Origin of the sequence: Achromobacter spanius, assembly GCF_003994415.1 — a bacterium.
GTDB lineage: Bacteria > Pseudomonadota > Gammaproteobacteria > Burkholderiales > Burkholderiaceae_B > Achromobacter > Achromobacter spanius_C.
In genome coordinates this window covers 5,255,851-5,277,819 of the sequence record NZ_CP034689.1, presented here as the reverse complement: position 1 = coordinate 5,277,819, position 21,969 = coordinate 5,255,851, and the positions used below count along the sequence as shown (strand labels likewise).

Genomic DNA, 21,969 nt, shown 5'->3' with positions numbered 1-21,969 from the left:
TTCAAATAATAGCCGCCAAGTCGCAGAATGGCTTCCATGGAAACCGTAATCCCTTGCGTACTGATGCGCGGCGGCACGTCGCGCGGCCCCTTTTTTCTGGGCGATTGGCTGCCGGCCGACCCGCTGCAGCGCGACCGCCTGCTGCTGACCGCCATGGGTTCGCCCCATGCGCTACAGGTTGACGGCTTGGGCGGCGGCAACACACTGACCAGCAAAGTCGCCATCGTGTCGCGCTCGACCCGGCCCGACTGCGATATCGACTACCTGTTCGCGCAGGTGTCGGTGGACCGCGCCATGGTCGACACCCGGCCCAACTGCGGCAACATGCTGTCGGGTGCCGCACCGTTTGCCATCGACGAAGGCTTGGTGGCTCCGTGCAATGGCGTCACCTCGGTGCGGGTGCACAACGTCAACACCGGCGCGGTGATCGAAGCCGTGGTGCAGACGCCGGGCGGCCACCTGACCTATGAAGGCGATGCGCGCATCGATGGCGTGCCGGGCACGGCGGCACCGGTGCGGTTGAACTTTCTGGAGGCGTGGGGCGCCATCACCGGCAAGCTGTTTCCCACCGGGCAGCGGCGGGAATGTGTTGACGGGGTAGCGGTGACGCTGATCGACGCCGCCATGCCGATGGTATTGATGCGCGCCCAGGACTTCGGCCTGCGCGGCGATGAAACGTCCGCGCAACTGGATGGCAATTCCGGCTTGCTTGAGCGCATGGAACGTATACGGCTGGAAGCGGGGCGTCGCATGGGGTTGGGTGACGTGTCGCAGAGCGTCATACCCAAACCGGTGCTGGTGGCGCCATGCGAACGCGCGGGCGCCTTGGCGCTGCGTTCACGCTATTTCACTCCCCATGCCTGCCATCGTGCCCACGCGGCTACGGGTGCAGTGGGCGTGGCCAGCGCGTTTCTGATGCCGGGCACCGTGGCGCATGCTTGCGGCGGGCCGCCCGTGGTGGGGGGCTATCGCACCGTGCGCATTGAACATCCGTCCGGAGGCATGGACATCGATGTCGATCTGGACACGGTCAGTGGCGAGGTGCGCGCCGCGGGCTTGGTACGGACGGCACGCAAGATCATGAAGGGGCTGCTGTATGTGCCTGGCCATTATGTGTTGGCGGGCGATGAACCGATGCGGGCGGTTGCGTAACACGCCAGTTTTAAATCACTGATCGATCCGAAATTTTATTCCGCCGAAGCGGCCCGCAAAGAGGCTGCCACAACAAGGCAATCGCTATATCTGGAGACAAGCAATGAAGCATCACCTCATCAAAACGTTTTGCGCCGCCGCCATGCTGCTGGCTGCAAGCGCCGTGGCGCAGGCGGAATATCCCGAACGCCCGATCACCCTGGTCGTGCCCACTGCGGCTGGTGGCGGCAACGACGTGCTGGCGCGCGTGGTGGGCCAGAAGGTTGGCGAACTACTCGGCCAGACCGTCATCGTGGTGAACAAGCCCGGCGCGCAGGGCGCGATTGCGTCCGACTATGTCGCCCGCCAGCCGGCCGACGGCTACACGCTGATGCTGGGCTACATCGGCACGCATGGCATCAACCCCGCCATGCAGAAGCTGAACTACGACCCCGTGAAGGACTTCACGCCCATCGGCATGGTGGCCGATTCGCCCACCATCATGGTCGTGTCCAAGCGCATACCGGTGAAGGACGTGGCTGGCCTGGTGAAGTATGGGCATGAGCACCCCGATGGCCTGAACTTCGCTTCTGCCGGGCCCGGCACTGCGCCGGCAATCGCGGGCGAGCTTTTCAACCAGGCCACCGGTCTCGCCATGTTGGACGTGCCCTACAAAGGTTCCGCTCCGGCGCTGAACGACACCTTGGCCGGCGTAACGCAGGTGATGTTTCCCAGCTTGTTCAGCGTGTACCCCCACCTGAAGTCAGGCACGATCCAGGCGCTGGCGGTAGCAGGGTCAAACCGTATCGCGGCGCTGCCGGAGTTGCCGACCTTGGCGGAATTGGGCGTGGCGGGCGTGGACGTGCCGCAGTGGTACGCCATCTTCGCCCCAGCCAAGGTCGAGCCGGCGGTTGTGGTCAAGCTGAACAAGGCGCTGAATCAAGCTTTGTCGGACCCGGTTGTCGCAACGAAGATTGCCGAACAAGGCGCGGAAGTTCGCCACGGTACGTCCGCTGAATTGGGAGCCTTCGTGCAAAGCGAAGCGGTGCGGTGGAAGCAATTGGCGGACAAGCGAAAGTTGGCGGCGCGGTAGGGGGTGACATGCGCCTGTCGCAAGCCTAGGGGGATCGCGCGTTGGGGGGCGGCCCGTGCTGGTCGCGAGTGATGGGTGTGTCGACGCGGCAGGATCAGGCATGCGCCTGTCGCAAGCCTTGAGGGATGGCGCGCTAGGGCGCGGCCCGTGTAGGTTGCAAGCTATGGGTGTGCCGACAAGCGCTGTACCAGTCGTCTTGCCGTTTTTGCCAAGCGTGAAACGTCGTGTGCTCCCAGGCGTCGGGCGCGGCAACATAACCGTGCTTGATGGGATTCATGTGGATGTACTGGATGCAGGCGGACAGTTCGCGTTCATCGCGTATGGCATGTTCCCAAAAGCGCCGCTGCCAGATGCCGCGTTCGCCTTTCCGGTAGATGCTGCGGCGGACGGTGTAAGGGCGCAGCGCCCGGGAAAACCGCGCCTTTATCCTGCGCCAGCGGCCAGAGTAGTCGGTGTCGCTTGCGGGCAGCCGCCAGATCATGTGCAGATGGTCTGGCAACAATACCGCCGCCAGCACCGCGAACGGCGCGATCTGTTGTTCCGCCCGTATGCAGGCCTTTAGCCACGCTGCGTGAGGGATCAGATCGTGATGTTCCCGCGCCAGCACCGCAACGGTGAAGAAGTAAGTGCCACCAGGGATATACAAACGCCGATACGCAGTCATTTCCGCCTCCGGAGTGAAAAGGGAAGCATAGGAAATCGGCGTAACGTGCGCCGCGATAGGGAGATGAATTCGGCACGCATAACGGATGCCATGCGTTCGTATGGCGCGCGGTGTTCCATGGCGGCAGATGGGTTGCGCGCGATCCGCGCCTTTTTCTTGCCACGGCCATCCTCGCGTTTCACCCATCCTACGGTGGCTGCACAACACGGTGATCGTAGGATGGGTGAAGCGCGAGATGCCCAGGAAAAGAATCCAAGCGTAATTCGCGTGTATGGACCGGGGACATGGGTGACACATGTTCGGGGACATGGGTAACACATAGGTTTTTATCCTATTGGCGTGCTCTGAGGTCGATCTGTTGGACAATTTTGTACAGGAAGACGACATCGAGCACGCCGTCTTGCGAGGAGGGTCTGACCGCGACCGGCAGACCCGCCATTCCCTCTCCGACGAAGACGACGCGTCCGTTCACAATGATCTGCCCCTTGGTCCTGACCTTGAGCACTCGATCGCCCGGCTCGTATTCGATCGGAGGCAACGAGGCAGGATAGCGACGAGGGCTAGGTCTATATCTCGACAGGGGCGGCATCTGCCCCAACGCCTGGTGGGGCCGGACGTGGTTGTACTGTTCACGCCACTGATCCATGGCTTGCTGGCAGTCCAGCAGACTGCTAAACCCCCGGGCCTGGATCAACTCGCGCTTGAGCGTTCGATGCAGGCGTTCTAGCTTGCCCTGGGTTTGCGGGTGGCGAGGACGACTGTGGCTGATACGCACACCCAGCCGCATGAGCCAAACCTCCAGGCCTGTCAGCCCCAGGCCGCGCACCGATGCCCAGGATGGGCCGTTATCCGCGGTGATCCGTTCGGGCAATCCGTAACGGCGAAATACGGCCTTCAGGTGCTGCTGCACGGTTTTGCTGCGCTCATCGCCACAAGCCTGGATGCACAGGGCGTAGCGTGAGTGATCGTCCAATAGCGTCAGCGGATGGCACCGTCCCTGACGCGCGTCGGTCAGGGCAAAGTGCCCCTTGAAGTCCATCTGCCACAACAGGTTTGGCGCTTCATGCTCAAAGCGCTGGTTCGCCAGCCCGACGTTCGAGTCCTCGCCTTGGACCCGATAGCCATGTCGTCGCAAAATTGCCGAGATGGTACTGGGCGCGGGCGCCGTAGTCGGCCCAAGCAGCGCCCGCAACTTGCGAGGCCCCCAGTACGGGTAACGCTTGTGCAGGTCGATCACCTGCGCTTCGATTTGCTCACACGTGCGCCCAGGACTATTGCCAGGCCTGCGAGACAGATCTTGCAACCCAGCCTGGCCGTTCCGCTCGTAGCGGCCCAACCACTTGTAGGCGGTCTTGGCGCTGATATCGAAACGCCGGCAAAGCTCCCGCACATTGCTGCCCGGTTGCAGGGCAAGCTGAACGAACTCCATTCGGCAGGACATAAGGCTTGACTCCTTCCACGGCATCGCTCGCTCCTAAAAACGACCATACCGTGATGCTAGAAGTGTTACCTATGTCCCCGAACACCCGTTACCCATGTCCCCGGTCCATACAATTCGCGCGCAACCCATCAAGCAGCGCCGCCCGCAACGCAAAGCGCGCCACAACGCTAACGAGCCACGCGGTGTTCCATGGCGGCAGATGGGTTACGCGCGATCCGCGCCTTTTTCTTGCCACTGCCATCCTCGCGCTTCACCCATCCTACGGTGGCTGCACAACACGGTGATCGTAGGATGGGTGAAGCGCGAGACGCCCAGGGACTGTCAGGATTTTTGTGTGCAGGCCTATGATGGTTTTCAAGGAGACCGACCATGGCACGCAACCCGAAGTCCACGAGGCAGTCCAGCACGTCTGCGCTACCGGCCAGTGCCGAGCAGTTGCTCGATGAACTTGTAACGGGGCCGATGACAGCCGAGGCGGTCCAGGACACGTTCATGTTGCTGAAGAAGGCGCTGATCGAGCGTGCTCTGGGCGCTGAACTGGGCCGACACCTGGGCTATCCCGCAGGCGGCGAGCGCCCGGAAGACACCACCAACCAGCGCAACGGCAAGAGCAGCAAGACCGTGCTGACCGACGACGGCCCGCTCAAGCTGGATATCCCGCGGGATCGGGATGGCAGTTTTGCCCCAATCCTGATTCCCAAGCACGCACGTCGGTTTACCGGTTTTGATGACAAGATCATCGCGATGTACGCCCGTGGCATGAGCGTGCGCGAGATCCGAGCGTTCCTGGACGAGCAATATGGCACTGACGTGTCGCCGGAGTTCATCAGCTCGGTGACCGATGAGGTCATGGATGAAGTGCAGGCGTGGCAGAACCGCCCTCTGGAACCCATGTTCCCCGTGGTGTTCTTCGACGCGTTGCGGGTCAAGATCCGCGACGAAGGCTTGGTGCAGAACAAGGCGGTTTATCTGGCCTTGGGTGTGCTGCCCGATGGCACGCGTGAGATTCTGGGCCTGTGGGTCGAGACCACCGAGGGCGCGAAGTTCTGGATGCGGGTGTTCAACGACCTCAAGACCCGAGGGGTGCAGGACATCCTGATCGCAGTGACCGATGGTCTGAAAGGGATGCCCCAGGCGCTAGAGGTCGTGTTCCCAGCCACCACGCTACAAACGTGCATCGTGCATCTGATCCGCAATAGCCTGGCCTACGCCGGCTGGAAGGATCGCCGCGCGATCGCCACGGCGCTGCGCCCGATCTACGCTGCCGTTAACGCCCAGGCCGCGCAACAGGCCCTTGATGAGTTTGCCAAAGGCGCTTGGGGCTTGAAGTACCCAATGATCGTCAAAGCCTGGAAAGACGCCTGGGAACAGGTCATCCCCTTCTTCGTGTTTCCACCCGCGATCCGACGTGTGATCTACACGACGAACGCGATAGAGAGCGTGAATGCGCAGCTACGCAAGATCATCAAAACGCGCGGCCACTTCCCTACCGACGACGCGGCGATTAAGCTGCTCTGGTTGGCGCTGCGAAACATTACCGTCAAATGGGGCACGGCCACACACCATTGGACCGACGCGATGCACCAGTTCGCCATCCTCTACGAGGAGCGATTTACCCGCATCCGTACCAACGCCCAGTGGGCCAGCGAGTAAATGATGCAACGTCAGAACAACGCCTAGAACACAAAATTTCTGACAGTCCCGACGCCCAGGAAAAGAACCCAAGCGTAATTCGCGCGCAACCCATCAAACATCCCCCCCCATCACCCCCACCCCACCCACATCAAAATTCCTCAAATTCGGAAACACCATCCCCAATTCCTCTCTCCCCGCGCCAAACCACCCTCCCAACGCCGCCCCCAATTGGTCCACCGCCAACGTCGGCAACAAGCGCCCGTTATCCACAAACCCAGGGCCGTCCAGCGCAATCTCTGGATGCGCGCCGTAATAGCGGCCGCCCTTGACCGCGCCGCCCATCACGAAATGATGTGAACCCCAGCCGTGGTCCGAGCCGTTGCCGTTGGAACCCAGCGTGCGTCCGAACTCCGACGCCGTGAAGGTGGTGACCTGATCCGCCACGCCCATCGACGACAGCGCTTGCTGGAACGCAGCCATCGCCTGCCCCAGCTCGCGCAGCAGCGCCGGGTGCGTGTCATTCAATCCGGTGTGATTGTCATACCCATTCTGCGACACAAAAAACACCTGCCGCCTCGCGCCCAAAGCCTGGCGGGCGCCGATGATGCGCGCCACGATCTTCAACTGCTGCGCCAGGGGCGACGAAAAATCTCCCGGCACCGCGACATCCGCCAGGGCCGCGCGCAATTTCGTATCGGCGCTGATGGACTGCGCGGCGATGCGCGCCATTTCGCGTTCCATCAGGTGTTCACGCGGTTGCGTGATCAACTGCCGAAGCAGCGCGGTGCAGGCGCTGGAGCCATACATATCCCGGCCCAACAGATCAATCGACGTGGACCCATTGATGCCCACCCGATACCCCGCCACCTTGCGCCCGGCCAGCAGCACCGTGCTGCCGCCCGCTGTAATACCCGTGAAGGTGCGCTGCGCGTTGGCGCCGGCAAACAGATCCGTCAGCCGGCCCGCCCAGCCTGACGACGCACCTTCGGGGGCCAGCGCCTGCCAGTAGGCTTGCTGGTCGTTGTGGGAAAACAGTTTTGGCGGCAGCGGCACGCGCGCGCTGATGTATTCCGCCTTGGACGTGGGCGTGACCAATGGCCCAACGTTGAGCAGCACGGCCAGCTGTCCGCTTTCATACAGCGGCGCAAGCGGCGCCAGCGCGGGGGCCAGGGCGAACTGCGCCCCGTCAGCAGCGGGCGCTTTGCCGCGCAAGACGGTGGCGTGCAGCGAATCTCGCTTCAACCCGATATCGCCACGCGCGGCGGCATAGGCGCGATAGGCGGCGGTGTCGTAGGGCACGACGGTGTTGTAGGGATCGTTGCCGCCATACAGGAACACGCAGACCAGCGCCTTGTAGGATGCTGGCGCGGACTGCGCGGCCGCCGCGCCCAAGGCCGCCAGGTTCAAAGCCAGCGGCGCGGCGGCGCCCGTGGCGCCCAACGCGCAGGCGCGCAACAGAAAGGCGCGGCGGTCTGCGTCGTGGGATCGCTTCATTTCTGCACCAGGTATTCAGGGCTGGCGGCCACCAGCAGAATGGCCGCCCGCACGCGGTCGCGTGGCCGATTGGCGGGTAGGGTGGCGACGGCTTCCGCGATGGACTCGGCGGTGCGCGCGCTGAAGGCGTCTCCCGCCAACAGCAGCACGATGCGCGACACCAACGCTTGCGGGTCCTTCGCCAAGGCGATTTCTGGCGCATAGGAAGTCTGCAAATCTTCCCACCCGCGATCCGCGTATATCGCCAGAAAATTCAAGTAGCCCGCGATGCTTGTCTCATCGGTAATCTGCAGCTCGGGCGCGACCAGATGGCGCTTGGCCAGCTCGGTGACCGGAGGCGTGTAGCGAGGGCGAAAAAAGTTGAACACCGTTGCCGATCGCATGGGGCTTTGCGCCAGCCGGATGGTGTTGTCGGTGGTGTCCGGCATGGCCCACGCCCCATTGGTGGACGTGGCGCCAAAGGCGCGCGCCCAGCCCGAGAAGCGCAGGATGGGTTCGCGCACCTTGCCCCAGGTGGGGTCGTTCAGATCAGGCGCACGCGCTTCGGGGTCCAGCAAGATGGCGCGCAGCACTGCCTTCAGATTGCCGCGCGCGCCGCTGCCGTCGTCGTCGAACACCGCCGACACGCGTCGCACATAGGCCGGGCTGGGGTTGCTGGTGACCAGCCGCTGAATCAATTGCATGCCGATGAAAGGCCCCACGTTCGGATGCGCGCAAATCACGTCCATGGCCTTTTGCAGCGATAGATGCCCGTCGGTGCCCGCCGGTATCACCGCGCCCAGAAACCGCTTTTCACTCATCGAATGCAGGGCATTGTTCAACGCCATGGGCCGCCGGTGAAACTCCACATTGGTTTCCGGGCCGTTGATGTCCCAGCCGGTAAACACACGCGCCAGCCCCTGCACGTCCGCATTGTTATAGGTTTCCACCGGTGCGCCGTTCACCAGCTTCACGGTGCCGTCCGGCTCCAGCATCAATAGCCCAATGCTGAACAACTGCATGACCTCGCGCGCGTAGTTCTCGTCGGGGTGACGGCCGGTCTTGGGGTCTTCCTTGCGGTTGCCGCGATACGTCAGCATGCAACCCATCGACAGGTTTTTGGTGACGGCGGTCAGCAGCGCTTGGTAGTTCCCCAGCGCGTGTTCGGCCAGCAGGTCCATGAAGCCCGCCGCGCCAAACAGCGGCCACGATGCGGTAATGGACTGCACCCCCACCACGAAAATCTCGGACAGGGCGAAGGCCATGCGCGTGCGCACCTGATCTTCCGCGCTGATGAACTTGCGCCACAGCGTGGACTCCAGCGGCGCGTTGATGCCGTTGCCCTTGAACGCCTCGGTGTTTTTCCGCTGTTGCAGCAGCCAATCAAAATGCGTCTGGGACGGCGGCATCGCCAACTGGGCGTCAAGCCAGTCGGCATAGCCGTCGCGCACCACGGCGTCGATCAGGGCGGGGGTGGGCCCGAACGTGGCCTGCGCCAGAAAGCGCGAGGCCTGGCCGGGGGTAACTGTCATCGCAAGCCTCTCGTCGTATGCGATTGACTACGGTACTGAACCGCGCCGCGCGCTTCAATACCGTCATACGGACGAGAGGATTAATCCCAAAGCATGAGGCTCAGATCGAGCGCGTGATGCCGCCGTCGATACGGATGTTCTGGCCGGTGATGTAGGACGACGCGTCAGAGGCCAGGAAGGCGATCAGGTCCGCCACTTCTTCGGCGGTGCCGTAGCGGCCCATGGGGATGCGGGTGCGGCGATCTTCTTTTTCGGGCAGGCTGTCGATAAAGCCGGGCAGCACGTTGTTCATCCGCACATTGTGTTCGGCGTATTCATCCGAAAACACCTTGGTGAAGGCGGCCAGGCCGGCGCGGAACACGCCCGACGTGGGAAACAGCGCTTCGGGTTCGAAGGTGGCATAGGTGGAGATATTGACGATGGCGCCCGACTTCTGCTGCTTCATGACCGGCGCGACCAGGCGGGTGATACGCACCACGTTCAGCAGGTAGAACTCCATGCCCAGGTGCCAGTCGTCGTCGCTGATGGACAGCAGCGGGCCCTTGGGACCGTGGCCGGCGCTATTGACCACGGCATCCACGCGGCCCCATTTTTCCAAGGTGGTTTCAAGCAGCCGGGCCAGGTCGTCGGTGGACCGGTTCGAGCCGGTGACGCCGATGCCGCCCAGTTCGCCCGCCAGGGCCTCGCCCTTGCCGGACGACGACAAAATGGCGACCCGGTAACCGTCGGCCGCCAGTTTGCGCGCGGCGGCCGCGCCCATGCCACTACCGCCCGCCGTCACGATCGCTACTTTTTCGGTACTCATGCCTGCTCCTGTCGGGGTGTACGAAGCGTACGAAGAGCAGCCATTGTAGGGGGATCCCCTTCATGGAAACGGGCCCCGCGCCCCGGATTTTCCGAGGGGCGGAGCCCGTGCGATGCAGCGCCTGCGCGCCAGCTAGCCGCGCGCCTGCTAGCCGCGCGCCAGCTCAGTCGACCAGCTTCAAGCTACCCTTCATCAGCGCGAAGTGGCCGGGGAAAGAGCAAAAATAGGTGTAGGCGGTGCCGGCGGCAAGCTTGCTGACGTCGAAGGTGACGGAATCTTTTTCACCGCCGCCAATGACCTTGGTGTGCGCGATGACGCGGGCGTCACCCGGCTTCACGTAGTCCTTGTCCAGCCCGGCGGCCATGCCGTCGTTCACGGCGCCTTGCATGTCGGCCGTGGTGGTCAGCACCCAGTTGTGGCCCATGACGTTCTTGGCCAGCTTGCCCGGATGCGTCAGGTTCACGGTGAACTGCTTGCAGCTTTTGCTGACCGTGATTTCCTTCTTGTCGAACTGCATCTGGTCGTTGCCGGCGATATCCACCGAGCATTCGGCGGCCAGGACCGGGGCCGACGCGGCAGCCAGGACGGCTGCCACGCACAATTTCTTGAACAACATATTCATGCCTCCAACGTTTCGCAAAAAGCGGATGTCCGGCCCGTGCCATGCGCATGGAACCGGTTTCACGACATTCTCACCCCGCTGCCAGTCAGAATGCCAAGGCCCGCAAGGGCGCATTTGATACAACGCAAGCCGGCGCGAATAAGCAGGCTGCTGATAGCCTGCATGACCCGGCTGGCATGGCAGGCCCGCATCACGGCTGCGGGCTGACGCGCCAGATTACATTGCCCACGTCGTCCGCCGTCAGCAGATCACCCTGGCTGTCGATGGCCACGCCCACCGGCCGCCCCTGCGCCTGCCCTTGTTCGTTCAGAAACCCCGTCAACACGTCGCGTGCCGGGCCGCTGGGCGCGCCTTCGGAAAACGGCACGAAAATAACCTTGTAGCCACTGCGCGGGTCGCGGTTCCATGATCCGTGCTGGCCTACGAACATGCCGTTGGTAAACGGCGCCGGCAGGCGGGTCTTGCCCGACCAGGCCAGCCCCAGGGACGCCGTGTGCGGACCCAGCGCATAGTCGGGCACAAGGGCGCGCGCAACCAGGTCCGGGCGTGGCGGCGTGACGCGGGTGTCCACGTGTTGCCCGAAATAGCTGTAGGGCCAGCCGTAAAAACCGCCGTCTTTCACCGACGTCATGTAGTCGGGCACCAGGTCGCTGCCCAGCTCGTCGCGTTCATTGACCGCCGTCCACAAGGTCTTGCCGTCTGGCGCCCAGGCCATGCCGACGGGGTTGCGCAGGCCCGTGGCATAAAGCCGCTTGTTGCCGCTGGCCACGTCGATTTCCCAGATGGCGGCGCGGCCTGCTTCGATGTCCATGCCGTTTTCGCCCACATTGCTGTTGGAACCCACCGACACGTACAGCTTGCTGCCGTCGGCGTTGGCGATCAGGTTCTTGGTCCAATGGTGGTTGATGCCGGCAGGCAGTTCGGTGACGCGCACGCCCGGGGCCGTGATTCGCGTCTGGCCCGTTTCGTACGGAAAGCGCAGCACGGCGTCGGCGTTGGCCACATACAGCTGATTGCCGATCAAGGCCATGCCGAAGGGCGAATTCAGGTCTTGCAGCAAGACGCTGCGCGTTTCGGCCACGCCGTCGTGGTTGGCGTCGCGCAACAAGGTGATGCGGTTGGCGCTGGGCGTCTTGGCGCCCGCGCGTTTCATGACGATGCCCGCGGCCCAAGCCTTCAAGCCGCCGCCCGCGCCTTCGGGCTTGGGCGGGGCGTTGGTTTCGGCGACCAGCACGTCGCCGTTGGGCAGCACATAGAGCCAGCGCGGATGGTCCAGGCCGCTGGCGTAGGCGTTCACGGCCAGGCCGGTGGCGGCCACGGGCTGTGCGCCATCGGCCCAGCCGACGGCGCGCGCGGTGTTGACGGTGGGGATCAGGGTGGTGTTGGGGGCGGGCAGGGTAGGCTTGGGGCCCATGCCCGCTTCGACGGGCAAGGTGGCCATTTCGCCGCAGGCGGCAAGGGCGCCAAGCGTGGCAAGCGCCACGCCGGCCGCCAGGGCACGCGCGATTCGCAAGGGGGGCATGAGGCGACTCCAAGGCGGTTGGACTGCCCCATCATACTCACCCGCGCGGGCCGGCCCCGGCCTGGCAAGATCAGTCGTCGAAGCGGCTGCGCGTGACGGCGCCAGACTGCGGGTCGACGTAAAGCTCCACGCGCTGGCCTTGAGGGTCGTAGGCCTTGACCTCGTAGCCGTGTTTGCGCGAACGCTCGATCTCGGAGATGTTGCGGTAGCCCGCGGCTTCCATCTTGTCGTAGACCTGGCGGATGGTCAGCATCGGTGCGGCGGGGGTGGTGGCGGCGGGCGCGGCGGGCGCCGGCGTGGCGGTCTGCGCCTGCACGGCCGTGCCGGCGACCAGGGCGGAAGCGCCAATTGCCAATGCGGCCAAGGTTTTCTGAATGCGCGTCATGGTGGGTAGCTCCTAGCAGTAAGGGAAAGGGTATGAGAAAAAAGGGTGGAAAAAATCAGGCCGTTTCGTTGACCCTGTGGCCATTATTGGGTTCGCCGCATGAACCTTTTCTGAAGCCCTTGTTCATGTGCGGTTCATCGCCGACGCGGTATAAATGGCGGTCGATCCCCTACACGTTTCAAAGGTCCTGCATTGCGGCAAGCTCCATTCTTCCGGCGTAAACGCGGCGGCATCCTGCTGTCGGGCTGCGTGCTGGCCGTGGCGTTGATGTCGGGGCCGGTCAGCGGTCTGGCCGACGACAACGACCACGAACGCGCGCGCCAGGCGCTGGAAGCCGGCAAGGTGCTGCCGCTGGGCGCGGTGCTGGATATCGTTGAACGTGATTTCCCCGGGCAGGTGGTCAAGGTGGAATTCGAAGAGGACGATGACGAATTCATCTACGAGATCCGCGTGTTGCAAAGCGGCGGCGGCATCCTGAAACTGAAGATCGACGCGCGCGACGGCGCCTTGCTGGCCGTGAAGGGGCGCGACATCAAATTCAAGGGCAAGGACTGATGCGCATCCTGGTGGTGGAAGACGAGCCCACGCTGGCCGCCCAATTGGCCGATGCCCTGCACGCGGCGGGGTACACGGTGGACAAGGCCAGCGATGGTGAATCCGCGCGATTCCTGGGCGACGTCGAAGCGTTCGACGCCGTGGTGCTGGACCTGGGCCTGCCCGTCATAGACGGCCTGACCGTGCTGAAGCAGTGGCGCGCCGCGCAGCGCAACATGCCGGTGCTGATCCTGACGGCGCGCGACAACTGGCATGAAAAGGTGGCGGGCATCGACGCCGGCGCGGACGACTATCTGACCAAGCCGTTTCACATGGAAGAGCTGTTGGCGCGCGTGCGTGCGCTGCTGCGCCGCAGTACCGCGCATGCCAGCGCGCAATGGCGTTGCGGCCCGCTGATGCTGGATACGCGCCAGGCCAAGGCCACGGTCGACGGCCAGGCGCTGTCCTTGACCAGCCACGAATTCAAGGTGTTGTCCGTGTTGATGCAACGCGCGGGCGAGGTCGTGTCGCGCACCGAATTGATCGACCATATCTACGCCCAGGACTTCGACCGCGACTCCAACACCATCGAGGTCTTCATCGGCCGGCTGCGCAAGAAGCTACCGCCCGACACCATCGAAACCGTGCGCGGGCTGGGTTACCGGCTGGCGGCGCGCGGATGAAGCCGGCGCGCGCCGGCATGCTGGGCTCGCTGCGCTTGCGGCTGCTGGCCGGCACCCTGGCCTGGATCGTGGGGTCGGTGGCCTTGGCCGGCTGGGGCTTGGCCAGCCTGTTCCGCCAGCACGTCACGCAGCAGTTCCAGGCCGAACTTGCCCTGCATTTGAATCAGCTGACCGCCGCCGTGAACGTGGGCGCGGATGGGCGCCCCGTGGTGTCCCCGCCGCTTAGCGACCCTAGACTGGAGCAGCCCTTGTCGGGCCTGTATTGGCAGGTGGACAGGCTGGCCGATGGCGCGCGTCCGGCCGCCATCGGCGTGGCGCGCTCGCGTTCTTTGTGGGATCAGACCCTGGCCGCGCCCGCGCCGTCGGCGCAGCATGCCACCGAATCCGGCGATCAAACCTACGACACGACAGGCCCGGCCGGACGCGAGCTGACGGCGTTGTCACGCACCTTGAAACCCGCCGAGGAAGACGCCGCGCCGCTGCGCCTGGTGGTGGCCGCCGACCGCCGCGTGCTGGCCGAACCCATCGGCCGCTTCAATGGCATGCTGGCCATGGCGCTGGGCGCGCTGGCTGCGGGGTTGACGGCGGCGGCGGTGGTTCAGGTGGTGGTGGGGCTGCGGCCCTTGGCGCGCTTGCGGCAACAGTTGGCCAGGCAGAACGCCGGCAGCAGCCGCATCGACGGCCGCTACCCCAGCGAAATCCAGCCGCTGGTGGACGACTTCAACAAGGTGCTGGCGATGAACGCCGAGATCGTGCAGCGCGCACGCACGCAGGCGGGTAATTTGGCGCACGCGGTCAAGACACCGCTGACCATTCTGTCCAACGCCGCGTCGCGCCAGGCCAGCGTGCCGGCATCGCTGGTGAACGAGCAGGTTGCCATGGCAAACCGCCAGATCGACCACCATCTGGCGCGCGCCCGCGCCGCCGCCTCATCGGGCGCGGCGGATGGGCGCGCGCCGCTGCGCGAGGCGGCGCAAGGGCTGGTGCGCGTCATGCAGCGCCTGTATGCCGAACGTGGCCTGCACATCGAGATGCAGGGCGTGTCCGACGCGCTGGTGTTTCGGGGCGACCCGCAAGACCTGCAGGAAATGCTGGGCAATGTGCTGGACAACGCCTGCAAATGGGCGCGCAGCCACGTGCGGATCACGGGCGAAATGCCCAACGCGGGGCACTTGCTGATGCACATCGACGACGACGGCCCGGGCATCGACGACCATGCGCGCGAACGGATTTTTCTGCGCGGCGTGCGCATGGACGAGCAACTGCCGGGTTCCGGCCTGGGCCTGGACATCGTGCGAGACCTTGCCGGCACCTATGGCGGCGAGGTGCACGCCGGGCGTTCGCCGCTGGGCGGGCTGCGCGTCACCCTGCGGCTGCCCACGGCCTGAGCGTTTACTTCACCAAGGTCACCGGCACATCCGTCAATTGCAGCACCTGATTGGCGACCGAGCCGATCAGGATGTTGGCCAGCGTGCCGTTGCCGCGCGTGCCCATCACGATGCGGGCGCAGCCGTGGTCGCGCGCGTAGCCGGCGATTTCGGTGGCGGGGTGGCCGAATGCCGTGTGGGTGATGTAGTCAGTGCCGGTCACGTCCAGCAGTTCGCGGGCTTCCCGCGTGGCCTCCTGGCCTTGTCGAAGGTAGAACTCATCGATCATGTCTTGCGTGATCAAGCGCGACAGGCCGGCGCGCCTGTGCGTGGGCGCCTGGATGTTCAGCAGATGGATGCGCGTGGCGGATGTGCCCTGGGCCAGTTGGCGTGCATACAGCACGGCGCGGTTGGCATTGTCGGAGCCGTCGACGGGGACAAGAATGTTCAGCATGGTTGCTCCTGGATGCGTTACTTGACCAGCGTGACGGGCAGGTCCGTCAGGTGCAGGACGCGGGTGGCGATGGACCCCATGAACAGCGACGACACCGAGCCCAGCCCGCGCGACCCCATGTAGATTTCATCGGCGTTGGATTCACTGGCCACGCGGACGATGGTTTCGGCGGCTTCCCCGATTTCCACGCGCACATCGAACGGCACGCCGGATTTGGACAGCAGTTCGCTGGCGGCTTGCAGCGCGGCGGCGCCTTCGTCCTGGTAGTAGGCGTCGATGTCGGCCTGCGACAGGCCACGCCCGATCTTGCCGGACTGCAGCGGAATCTGCACCGTCAGCAGCGCCACCCGTTCGACCGGGTCATACGCGCGCGCGGCCAGTAGGGCCTGCACGGCATGCAGCGAGGGTTGCGAGCCATCAACGGGGATCAGGATGCGTTTCATTGCGCGTCTCCTTGTTATGCGAGCCTGGGTAGGCGGTCGCTCTACTGTATTCGAATTGTTTTCGACTGATCAGCCCGTTTTGCCCGGTTTGCCGATCGAAAGCTGCGCTTGATCAAGCCCCATCCACAATGTTGCGCCTAGCGCCAGCGTTCGGGCGTTTCCCCAACGTCCAGGCCCGGCGCCAGCAGCTGGCTGGCCAGCGCCGCCAGGGTGGGCGCATCGCCGGTGGTTTCCAGGCGCAGCGCGCCCACACCGTCGGTGCGCAGCAGGCCATGCTGGTGGAGTTGATGCTTGAGCCAGCGCGCCACCGGGGCGCCCGTTTCCAGCAGGGGCACATCGGGTCCTGCCGCCGCCTGGATCGCATCGCGTAAAAATGGGAAATGGGTGCAGCCCAGCACCAGCACGTCGGCGCCCGCGGTGCGCAGGGCGGCCACCGGCCCGCGCACCGCGGCGTCGACGTCAGGGCCGGACAACTTGCCTTGCTCCACCAGCCGCACCCATTCCGGGCAAGGGTGCAGCAAGATGCGTACTTCGGGCGCTTCGCGTTGGACCAAGGTGGCGAACTTGGGACTGGCCAAGGTGCCGGTGGTGGCGAACACGCCCACCACGCCGCTGTGCGTCAGGTGCGCGGCGGGTTTGATTGCCGGTTCCACGCCGATGATGATCAGGTCGGGATGGCGCTGGCGCAGCGGCGCGATGGCGGCGGCGGTCGCCGTGTTGCAGGCAACGACCATGGCCTTGGCCTGGCGCGAGACGAAATAATCCGCCAAGGCGTAGGCACGCTGCAGAACGAAGGCCTGCGTCTTTTCGCCATACGGCACATGCGCCGTATCGGCCACATACAGCAGTTGTTCCTGGGACAGCGCCTCGCGGATGGCGCGCAGCACGCTCAGGCCGCCCACGCCCGAGTCGTATACGCCAATAAGGGAATCGCTAGGCATGATGGGAATGCCCCTCGTCCAGGCCCTCGGCGCGATGGCGGCGCACTTCGTCGATCAGTTTGCGGGTCGCGCCCGACAGCGGAGCGTCGCGCCAGATCAGGTTCAAGCCGGCGCGCAAGGCCACCGGGCCCGTCACGTTCACGTACACCACGCCTTCGATGTTGACCCGCCGCAAAGATGCGGGCACCAGCGATACGCCCAGGCCCGCCGCCACCAGGCTCAGCGTGGACAACATGCGCGGCGCTTCCTGCGCCACGCGCGGGCTGAAGCCGGACGCGCTGCACGCCGTGATGATGGCGTCATACAGGCCGGGGCCGCTGTGGCGGCGGTACAGAATCAGCGACTCGTCGGCCAGTTCCGCCAGCGCGATCTGCCGCCGATCGCGACCCTTGACGAAGGGGTGGTCCGCGGGAAAGGCGGCCAGCATGGTTTCTTCCAGCACGGTTTCTTCAGCCACGCCCGGCCTGGTCAGGACCGCGCCCCGGATGAAGGCCACGTCCACGCGGCCTTCGCTGACCGCGTCGCGCAGTTCGCCCGTGCTGCTTTCTTCCAGCACCAGCCGCACGTTCGGCGCGCTTTCACGAAAACGCCGGATGACCGATGGCACGAAGGGATGGAAGGCGGCCGACCCGGTGAAGCCCACCGTCAGCCGGCCGGCTTCGCCTTGCGAAACGCGGCGCACGCCGTCCACGGCCTGATCCACCAGCGCCAGGATGTTGCGCGCGTCTTCCAGTAACGCGCGGCCGCTTTCGGTAAGTTCCATGCCGCGCGGAAGACGGTTGAACAAGGTGACGCCCAGTTCTTGTTCCAGCACGCGTATCTGTTGGCTGAGAGGCGGTTGGCGGATGCCCAGCCGCGCCGCGGCCTTGGTCAGATGGGCCTCTTCGGCAACAGCCAGAAAGTAGCGCAGCAGGCGTAGATCAACTGATGCCATATGCAGTGAATATGAGTGGTGATGAGGTCATATATTAGACATTATCTGAGTCGAAGAGTAGGCTCCTGCTCTGTTATTTCCACCGCGCGCGACAACACGCGCAGCTCTTGTCCGCCGGCTTTGCTTCGGCCCGTCATCCCATGAATGCAGCACCCTCCACCCTTGAATCCGGCAACCGGCCGCCGCCCACCTGTGGGCAGTTGTTCACCGGTTTTCTCATGCTGGGCCTGACCGCTTTTGGCGGGGCGCTACCCCTGGCGCGCCGCATGGTCGTCGAGAAGCACGGCTGGCTCAGCGGCTCGGAATTCACCGACTTGCTGGGCCTGTGCCAATTCCTGCCGGGTGGCAACATCATCAACCTGTCTGTCGCGCTGGGGATGAAATTTCGCGGGCCGCGCGGCGCGTTCGCGGCCTTGATGGGGCTGATCCTGGCGCCGTCGGCCATCGTCATTCTGTTGGGCATGGTGTACGACCGCTTTCAGAACGATCCGCATATCCAGCACCTGTTCGCCGGCCTGGCGGCCGCGGCGGCGGGGCTGCTGATTTCGATGGCGGTCAAGATTGGCGTGCCGGTCATCAAGCGGCGCGATTGGCTGGCCGGCGTGGTGGCCACGCTGTGCTTCGTGGCCATTGCCGTGCTGCGCATCCCGCTCTTGCCGACCATGGCGGTGCTGACGCCGTTAAGCATCCTGATGGTCTGGAGGCAACGTCGATGATCCATACCCTGATTGCGCTGGCGCTGATCTTTTCCCAGCTTTCCGTGCTGGCGTTCGGCGGCGGCAACACCATCCTGCCCGAGATGCAACGGCAAGTCGTGGACGTGCACGGCTGGATGACGGCCGCTGATTTTTCCGCGCTGTTCGCGCTGGGCCAGGCCGCGCCCGGCCCCAACCTGATGGTGGTGACGCTGGTGGGCTGGCACGTGGCCGGGTGGTGGGGCATGTTGGTGACCACCATCGCCAAGTTTGGCCCGTCGTCGCTCATCACGATCCTGGCGCTGGGCTTGTGGGAACGCTTCAAGGACCGCCCGTGGCGCGGCGTGATCCAGGCCGGCATTTTTCCGATGACGGTGGGCCTGGTGGCCGCCAGCGCGGCGCTCATCACCGAAGCGTCCGTGCATAGCTGGGTGCTGGGTGCGATTACCGTGGTGGTGGCTGTGCTGGGTAGCACGACGCGCATTCACCCACTGTGGCTGCTGTTCGGCGGGGCGCTGGTCGGTTTGCTGGCGGTCGGTTAGCGCTGGGTGCTTTGCTGTTTGCCGTTTGCCGTTTGCCGTTTATCGCTGGCCGGCGATGTCGCAACGGCGATCAACCGCTGCGCGTGATGCGCGCAGCGGGTTCAATCCGGCAATGACGCGACGATCAGGCGGCGGCGCCCAATCTCCACAGGGACGTCACTTCCTTCGAACGCGCCGCGTAGAGCGGGTCGCTGGGGTCTTTGGCGCGGCTGTGGGTGGGGCGGGTGTCGATGCGTTCGATGACACGCAGGCCGGCGGCGTCGATCATTTCCAGCAACTGTTCGCGGGTGCGCAGGCCCAGGTGCTCTGCCAGGTCCGACAGGATCAGCCAGCCTTCGCCATTGGGCGTCAGGTGTGCCGTCAAGCCATTGAGAAAGCCGCGCAGCATGCGGCTGTCGGGGTCGTACACGGCTTGTTCCAGCGGCGAGCTGGGGCGCGCGGGCAGCCACGGCGGGTTGCAGACGACCAGCGACACGCGGCCTTCGGGGAACAGGTCCGCCTCGACCACATCGACTTGCTTGGACAGGCCCAGCCGTTCCAGGTTTTCGCGGGCGCAAGCCAGCGCGCGCGGGTCCAGGTCGGTGGCGATGACGCGCTTGCCGCCCCGGCGCGCGATCACGGCGGCCAGCACGCCGGTGCCGGTGCCCACATCAAACGCTACGCTGCCGCGCGGCATTGGCGTGTTCGCCACCAGGTCCACATATTCGCCACGCAGCGGCGAAAACACGCCGTAGTGCGGATGGATGCGGTTGTTCAGCGCGGGAATCTCCACGCCTTTCTTGCGCCATTCAAAGGCGCCGATCAGGCCCAGCAGTTCGCGCAGCGACGCCACATAGGGTTCGTCGGCCGGGCCGTGGGCTTCTTCGCAGGCCTGGCGCGCATCCGGCGCGCGGCGCAGCGAAATGCCGTGGCCGGCGTCAAACGGAATCAGCAGCATGCCCAGGATGCGGGCGCGTTGCGATTGGATCTGGCGGTGCTGGTTGAAGGCTTCCAGCATGGTCTCGACGGGCTTGCGCGGACGCTTGTCCACGCGCCGGGTCATGGCCAGCAGCAACTGGCGGGCGTTCTGGAAGTCTCCGCGCCACAGCAGGCCCACGCCTTCGCAGGCTTGGCGATAGGCCATGTCGGCGGTCAGCTTGTCGTCCACCACCACAACGCGCTTGGGCGGCGTTGCGCCGGTTTCAGAGCGCCAGCGGGCGGAATGGGGGGCGTTGTTTTCTTCCCAGTGCAATTCAGGGGCGCTCAATGTGTCGCTCCGGCAAAGACGGGGGAATGGCTAAGAATCATGGGGACCAATAAAAAAGATAGGGCGCGGGCTGCCAATGTAGCAGCTTCGCGCCCTGGGGCGGCGCTCGGCGCACCAGGCGCCGAGCGGCCGAGCGGGTTCAGTGGAACAACACCACCGCCTTCTGCAACGTGATCCAGATGCCCCAGGCCAGCGGAATACCCACGCAGGCCCAGGCGAACAGCACCAGCGCCAGGGGCGTGCGGAAGGTGGATGCGCCCACGCCATGCGTTTCGGCGGCCACGGCGCGCTCATGCGCCAGCGCTTTTTCGCGGGCCAGTTCTTCGTCCGTCATGAAGTACTTGGGGTTGACCGGGCGAATCGCCAGATTGCACAGAAAGCCCAGCACCAGCATGCCCGCCAGGATGTACATGGTGATGTCGTACACCTGCGCGCGCGGCACGCCGATCGACAACTGGTATTCGCGGATGTAGTTCACCAGCACCGGGCCGAAGATACCGGCCGCCGACCACGCGGTCAGCAGGCGGCCGTGGATGGCGCCCACCATCTGCGTGCCGAACAGGTCCGCCAGGTAGGCGGGCACCGTGGCGAAACCGCCGCCGTACATGGACAGGATCACGCAGAACGCGGCCACGAACAGGGCCAGCGCGCCAATGTGCGCCGTCCAGGGGATGGCGGCGTACAGCACGAAGCCCAGCACGAAGAAGACCAGGTACGTCATCTTGCGGCCCAGCTTGTCCGACAGGCTGGCCCAGAAAAAGCGGCCACCGATATTGAACAGGCTGAGCAGGCCGGTAAAGCCCGCGGCAATGGCCGCGATGGCGGCCAGTTGTGTCTTGTCCAACTCGCCAAAGCCCAGTTCCGGCTTGTTGATCAGCCCGCCGCCAAACACTTCCTGCAGCAAGGGCGAAGCCATGCCCAGAATGCCGATGCCGGCCGTGACGTTCAGGCACAGCACCAGCCACACCAGCCAGAACTGCGGCACGCCCCAGACCCGCTTCACGTGGACGTGGCCCTTGGTGATCATCGCGTTGTTGGCATGCTTGGCCGGCGCGGTCCAGCCCTGCGGCTTCCAGCCGGTGGGCGGCACGCGGTATCCCAGCGCGCCCGACATCATGAAGACGAAGTACACCAGCGCCATGGTCAGGAAGGTTTGCCAGACGCCGGCCGAGGTGGGCGTGGCGAAGTGGCGCATCAGCATGTCGGCCAGCGGCGCGCCGATCATCGCGCCGCCGCCAAAGCCCATGATGGCCATGCCCGTTGCCATGCCACGACGGTCGGGAAACCATTTGATCAGCGTGCTGACGGGCGAGATATAGCCCAGCCCCAGCCCGATGCCACCGATGACGCCGGACCCCAGCCACAGCATCCACATCTGATGCAGGTACACGCCGATGGCCGAAATGACCAGGCCGCCGCACCAGCACACGGCCGACACCACGCCTGCCTTGCGCGGGCCGGCGCGTTCCAGCCAGCCGCCCCACAGCGCCGCCGAGCACCCCAGCAGCACGAAGAACAGCGTGTACATCCAGCCCATGGTGGAAATGCGCCAGTCGCAACTGGTGGTGAACAGCTCGGCGGCCAGGCTCATGTCGGCCGGGCAGGCCAGCGGCTGGGCGCCGCCCACCACCTTGGACAGTGGCAACCAGAACACCGAAAAGCCGTAGGCCATGCCGATGCACAAATGGATGGCCAAGGCAGCCGGCGGCACCAGCCAGCGCGAGAAACCCGGCCCGGCAATGGTGCGTTCTTTGTCAAAAAAACCCGGCTTGGCGCCGGGCAAATCCAAGGTGGCGGTGCTTTCCATGAAGTCTCCTCTGGGGTGCG

General features: G+C 64.8%; 22 protein-coding genes. 8 read left to right on the top strand and 14 right to left on the bottom strand.

Annotated features, from left to right (window positions below; translation table 11 throughout):
- The first annotated feature begins 36 nt into the window (after nucleotides 1-36).
- On the top strand, nucleotides 37-1,152 hold the full coding sequence (locus tag ELS24_RS24195; protein WP_127185544.1) for a 4-oxalomesaconate tautomerase: 1,116 nt from the start codon (nucleotides 37-39) through the stop codon (nucleotides 1,150-1,152).
- A gap of 103 nt (nucleotides 1,153-1,255) precedes the next feature.
- Nucleotides 1,256-2,224 carry a Bug family tripartite tricarboxylate transporter substrate binding protein gene (locus ELS24_RS24190; protein ID WP_050448210.1) on the top strand — a complete coding sequence of 323 codons (969 nt, stop codon included), beginning with the start codon at nucleotides 1,256-1,258 and terminating at the stop codon, nucleotides 2,222-2,224.
- Between the two features lie 133 nt (nucleotides 2,225-2,357).
- Here ELS24_RS24190 and ELS24_RS24185 read toward each other — a convergent pair whose 3' ends face one another.
- The gene (locus tag ELS24_RS24185) at nucleotides 2,358-3,074 is read right to left on the bottom strand and encodes an REP-associated tyrosine transposase (protein ID WP_240669370.1); all 717 of its coding nucleotides are present in this window, start codon (nucleotides 3,072-3,074) and stop codon (nucleotides 2,358-2,360) included.
- A 145-nt stretch (nucleotides 3,075-3,219) separates the two neighbouring features.
- A complete protein-coding gene (locus ELS24_RS24180; RefSeq protein ID WP_127183689.1) occupies nucleotides 3,220-4,353 on the bottom strand; it encodes an IS481 family transposase in 1,134 nt (377 codons plus the stop codon).
- Nucleotides 4,354-4,698: 345 nt separating this feature from the next.
- Between ELS24_RS24180 and ELS24_RS24175 the strand changes: the two genes are divergently transcribed.
- Nucleotides 4,699-5,982, top strand: a complete 1,284-nt coding sequence (locus ELS24_RS24175; protein WP_050448696.1) for an IS256 family transposase — start codon at nucleotides 4,699-4,701, stop codon at nucleotides 5,980-5,982.
- Between the two features lie 93 nt (nucleotides 5,983-6,075).
- Here the strand turns inward: ELS24_RS24175 and ELS24_RS24170 are convergent, their stop codons facing one another.
- The 6 genes from ELS24_RS24170 to ELS24_RS24145 form a co-directional block, all read right to left on the bottom strand.
- Nucleotides 6,076-7,458: a DUF1501 domain-containing protein gene (locus ELS24_RS24170; protein WP_127185543.1), complete on the bottom strand. Its 1,383-nt coding sequence runs from the start codon at nucleotides 7,456-7,458 to the stop codon at nucleotides 6,076-6,078.
- A complete protein-coding gene (locus ELS24_RS24165; protein ID WP_050448213.1) occupies nucleotides 7,455-8,969 on the bottom strand; it encodes a DUF1800 domain-containing protein in 1,515 nt (504 codons plus the stop codon). The genes ELS24_RS24170 and ELS24_RS24165 overlap by 4 nt, the downstream gene beginning before the upstream one ends.
- 100 nt (nucleotides 8,970-9,069) lie before the next feature.
- Nucleotides 9,070-9,774: an SDR family oxidoreductase gene (locus ELS24_RS24160; protein ID WP_050448214.1), complete on the bottom strand. Its 705-nt coding sequence runs from the start codon at nucleotides 9,772-9,774 to the stop codon at nucleotides 9,070-9,072.
- A gap of 163 nt (nucleotides 9,775-9,937) precedes the next feature.
- Nucleotides 9,938-10,390: an azurin gene (gene azu / locus ELS24_RS24155; RefSeq protein ID WP_050448215.1), complete on the bottom strand. Its 453-nt coding sequence runs from the start codon at nucleotides 10,388-10,390 to the stop codon at nucleotides 9,938-9,940.
- A gap of 196 nt (nucleotides 10,391-10,586) precedes the next feature.
- On the bottom strand, nucleotides 10,587-11,918 hold the full coding sequence (locus ELS24_RS24150) for a PQQ-dependent sugar dehydrogenase (RefSeq protein ID WP_127185542.1): 1,332 nt from the start codon (nucleotides 11,916-11,918) through the stop codon (nucleotides 10,587-10,589).
- A 70-nt stretch (nucleotides 11,919-11,988) separates the two neighbouring features.
- The gene (locus ELS24_RS24145; protein WP_127185541.1) at nucleotides 11,989-12,303 is read right to left on the bottom strand and encodes a PepSY domain-containing protein; all 315 of its coding nucleotides are present in this window, start codon (nucleotides 12,301-12,303) and stop codon (nucleotides 11,989-11,991) included.
- Nucleotides 12,304-12,570: 267 nt separating this feature from the next.
- On the opposite strand from ELS24_RS24145, the gene ELS24_RS24140 reads away from it, so the two are divergent.
- From ELS24_RS24140 to ELS24_RS24130, 3 genes are read left to right on the top strand one after another with little or no spacing between them, the layout of a single operon-like run.
- Entirely contained in the window at nucleotides 12,571-12,858 is a 288-nt protein-coding gene (locus ELS24_RS24140) for a PepSY domain-containing protein (protein WP_050448272.1), read from the top strand.
- Complete coding sequence (locus ELS24_RS24135; protein WP_050448218.1) at nucleotides 12,858-13,520, top strand: response regulator transcription factor; 663 nt, start codon at nucleotides 12,858-12,860, stop codon at nucleotides 13,518-13,520. The genes ELS24_RS24140 and ELS24_RS24135 overlap by 1 nt, the downstream gene beginning before the upstream one ends.
- Complete coding sequence (locus tag ELS24_RS24130; RefSeq protein ID WP_127185540.1) at nucleotides 13,517-14,908, top strand: sensor histidine kinase; 1,392 nt, start codon at nucleotides 13,517-13,519, stop codon at nucleotides 14,906-14,908. The genes ELS24_RS24135 and ELS24_RS24130 overlap by 4 nt, the downstream gene beginning before the upstream one ends.
- Before the next feature lie 4 nt (nucleotides 14,909-14,912).
- Here the strand turns inward: ELS24_RS24130 and ELS24_RS24125 are convergent, their stop codons facing one another.
- The 4 genes from ELS24_RS24125 to ELS24_RS24110 all read right to left on the bottom strand — a co-directional run bounded on the left by ELS24_RS24125 (nucleotide 14,913) and on the right by ELS24_RS24110 (nucleotide 17,659).
- Complete coding sequence (locus ELS24_RS24125; RefSeq protein WP_050448220.1) at nucleotides 14,913-15,341, bottom strand: universal stress protein; 429 nt, start codon at nucleotides 15,339-15,341, stop codon at nucleotides 14,913-14,915.
- 17 nt (nucleotides 15,342-15,358) lie between these two features.
- Nucleotides 15,359-15,784, bottom strand: a complete 426-nt coding sequence (locus ELS24_RS24120) for a universal stress protein (RefSeq protein ID WP_050448221.1) — start codon at nucleotides 15,782-15,784, stop codon at nucleotides 15,359-15,361.
- Nucleotides 15,785-15,921: 137 nt separating this feature from the next.
- Nucleotides 15,922-16,725: a glutamate racemase gene (gene murI / locus ELS24_RS24115; RefSeq protein ID WP_127185539.1), complete on the bottom strand. Its 804-nt coding sequence runs from the start codon at nucleotides 16,723-16,725 to the stop codon at nucleotides 15,922-15,924.
- A complete protein-coding gene (locus tag ELS24_RS24110; protein ID WP_050448223.1) occupies nucleotides 16,718-17,659 on the bottom strand; it encodes a LysR substrate-binding domain-containing protein in 942 nt (313 codons plus the stop codon). Before ELS24_RS24110 ends, murI begins: the two co-directional genes overlap by 8 nt.
- Before the next feature lie 140 nt (nucleotides 17,660-17,799).
- Between ELS24_RS24110 and ELS24_RS24105 the strand changes: the two genes are divergently transcribed.
- Complete coding sequence (locus ELS24_RS24105) at nucleotides 17,800-18,375, top strand: chromate transporter (RefSeq protein WP_127185538.1); 576 nt, start codon at nucleotides 17,800-17,802, stop codon at nucleotides 18,373-18,375.
- The gene (locus ELS24_RS24100; protein WP_050448225.1) at nucleotides 18,372-18,896 is read left to right on the top strand and encodes a chromate transporter; all 525 of its coding nucleotides are present in this window, start codon (nucleotides 18,372-18,374) and stop codon (nucleotides 18,894-18,896) included. The genes ELS24_RS24105 and ELS24_RS24100 overlap by 4 nt, the downstream gene beginning before the upstream one ends.
- Nucleotides 18,897-19,020: 124 nt before the next feature.
- Here ELS24_RS24100 and ELS24_RS24095 read toward each other — a convergent pair whose 3' ends face one another.
- Nucleotides 19,021-20,142 carry a methyltransferase gene (locus ELS24_RS24095; RefSeq protein WP_050448226.1) on the bottom strand — a complete coding sequence of 374 codons (1,122 nt, stop codon included), beginning with the start codon at nucleotides 20,140-20,142 and terminating at the stop codon, nucleotides 19,021-19,023.
- Between the two features lie 139 nt (nucleotides 20,143-20,281).
- Nucleotides 20,282-21,949 carry an OFA family MFS transporter gene (locus ELS24_RS24090; RefSeq protein WP_127185537.1) on the bottom strand — a complete coding sequence of 556 codons (1,668 nt, stop codon included), beginning with the start codon at nucleotides 21,947-21,949 and terminating at the stop codon, nucleotides 20,282-20,284.
- Nucleotides 21,950-21,969 lie beyond the last annotated feature (20 nt).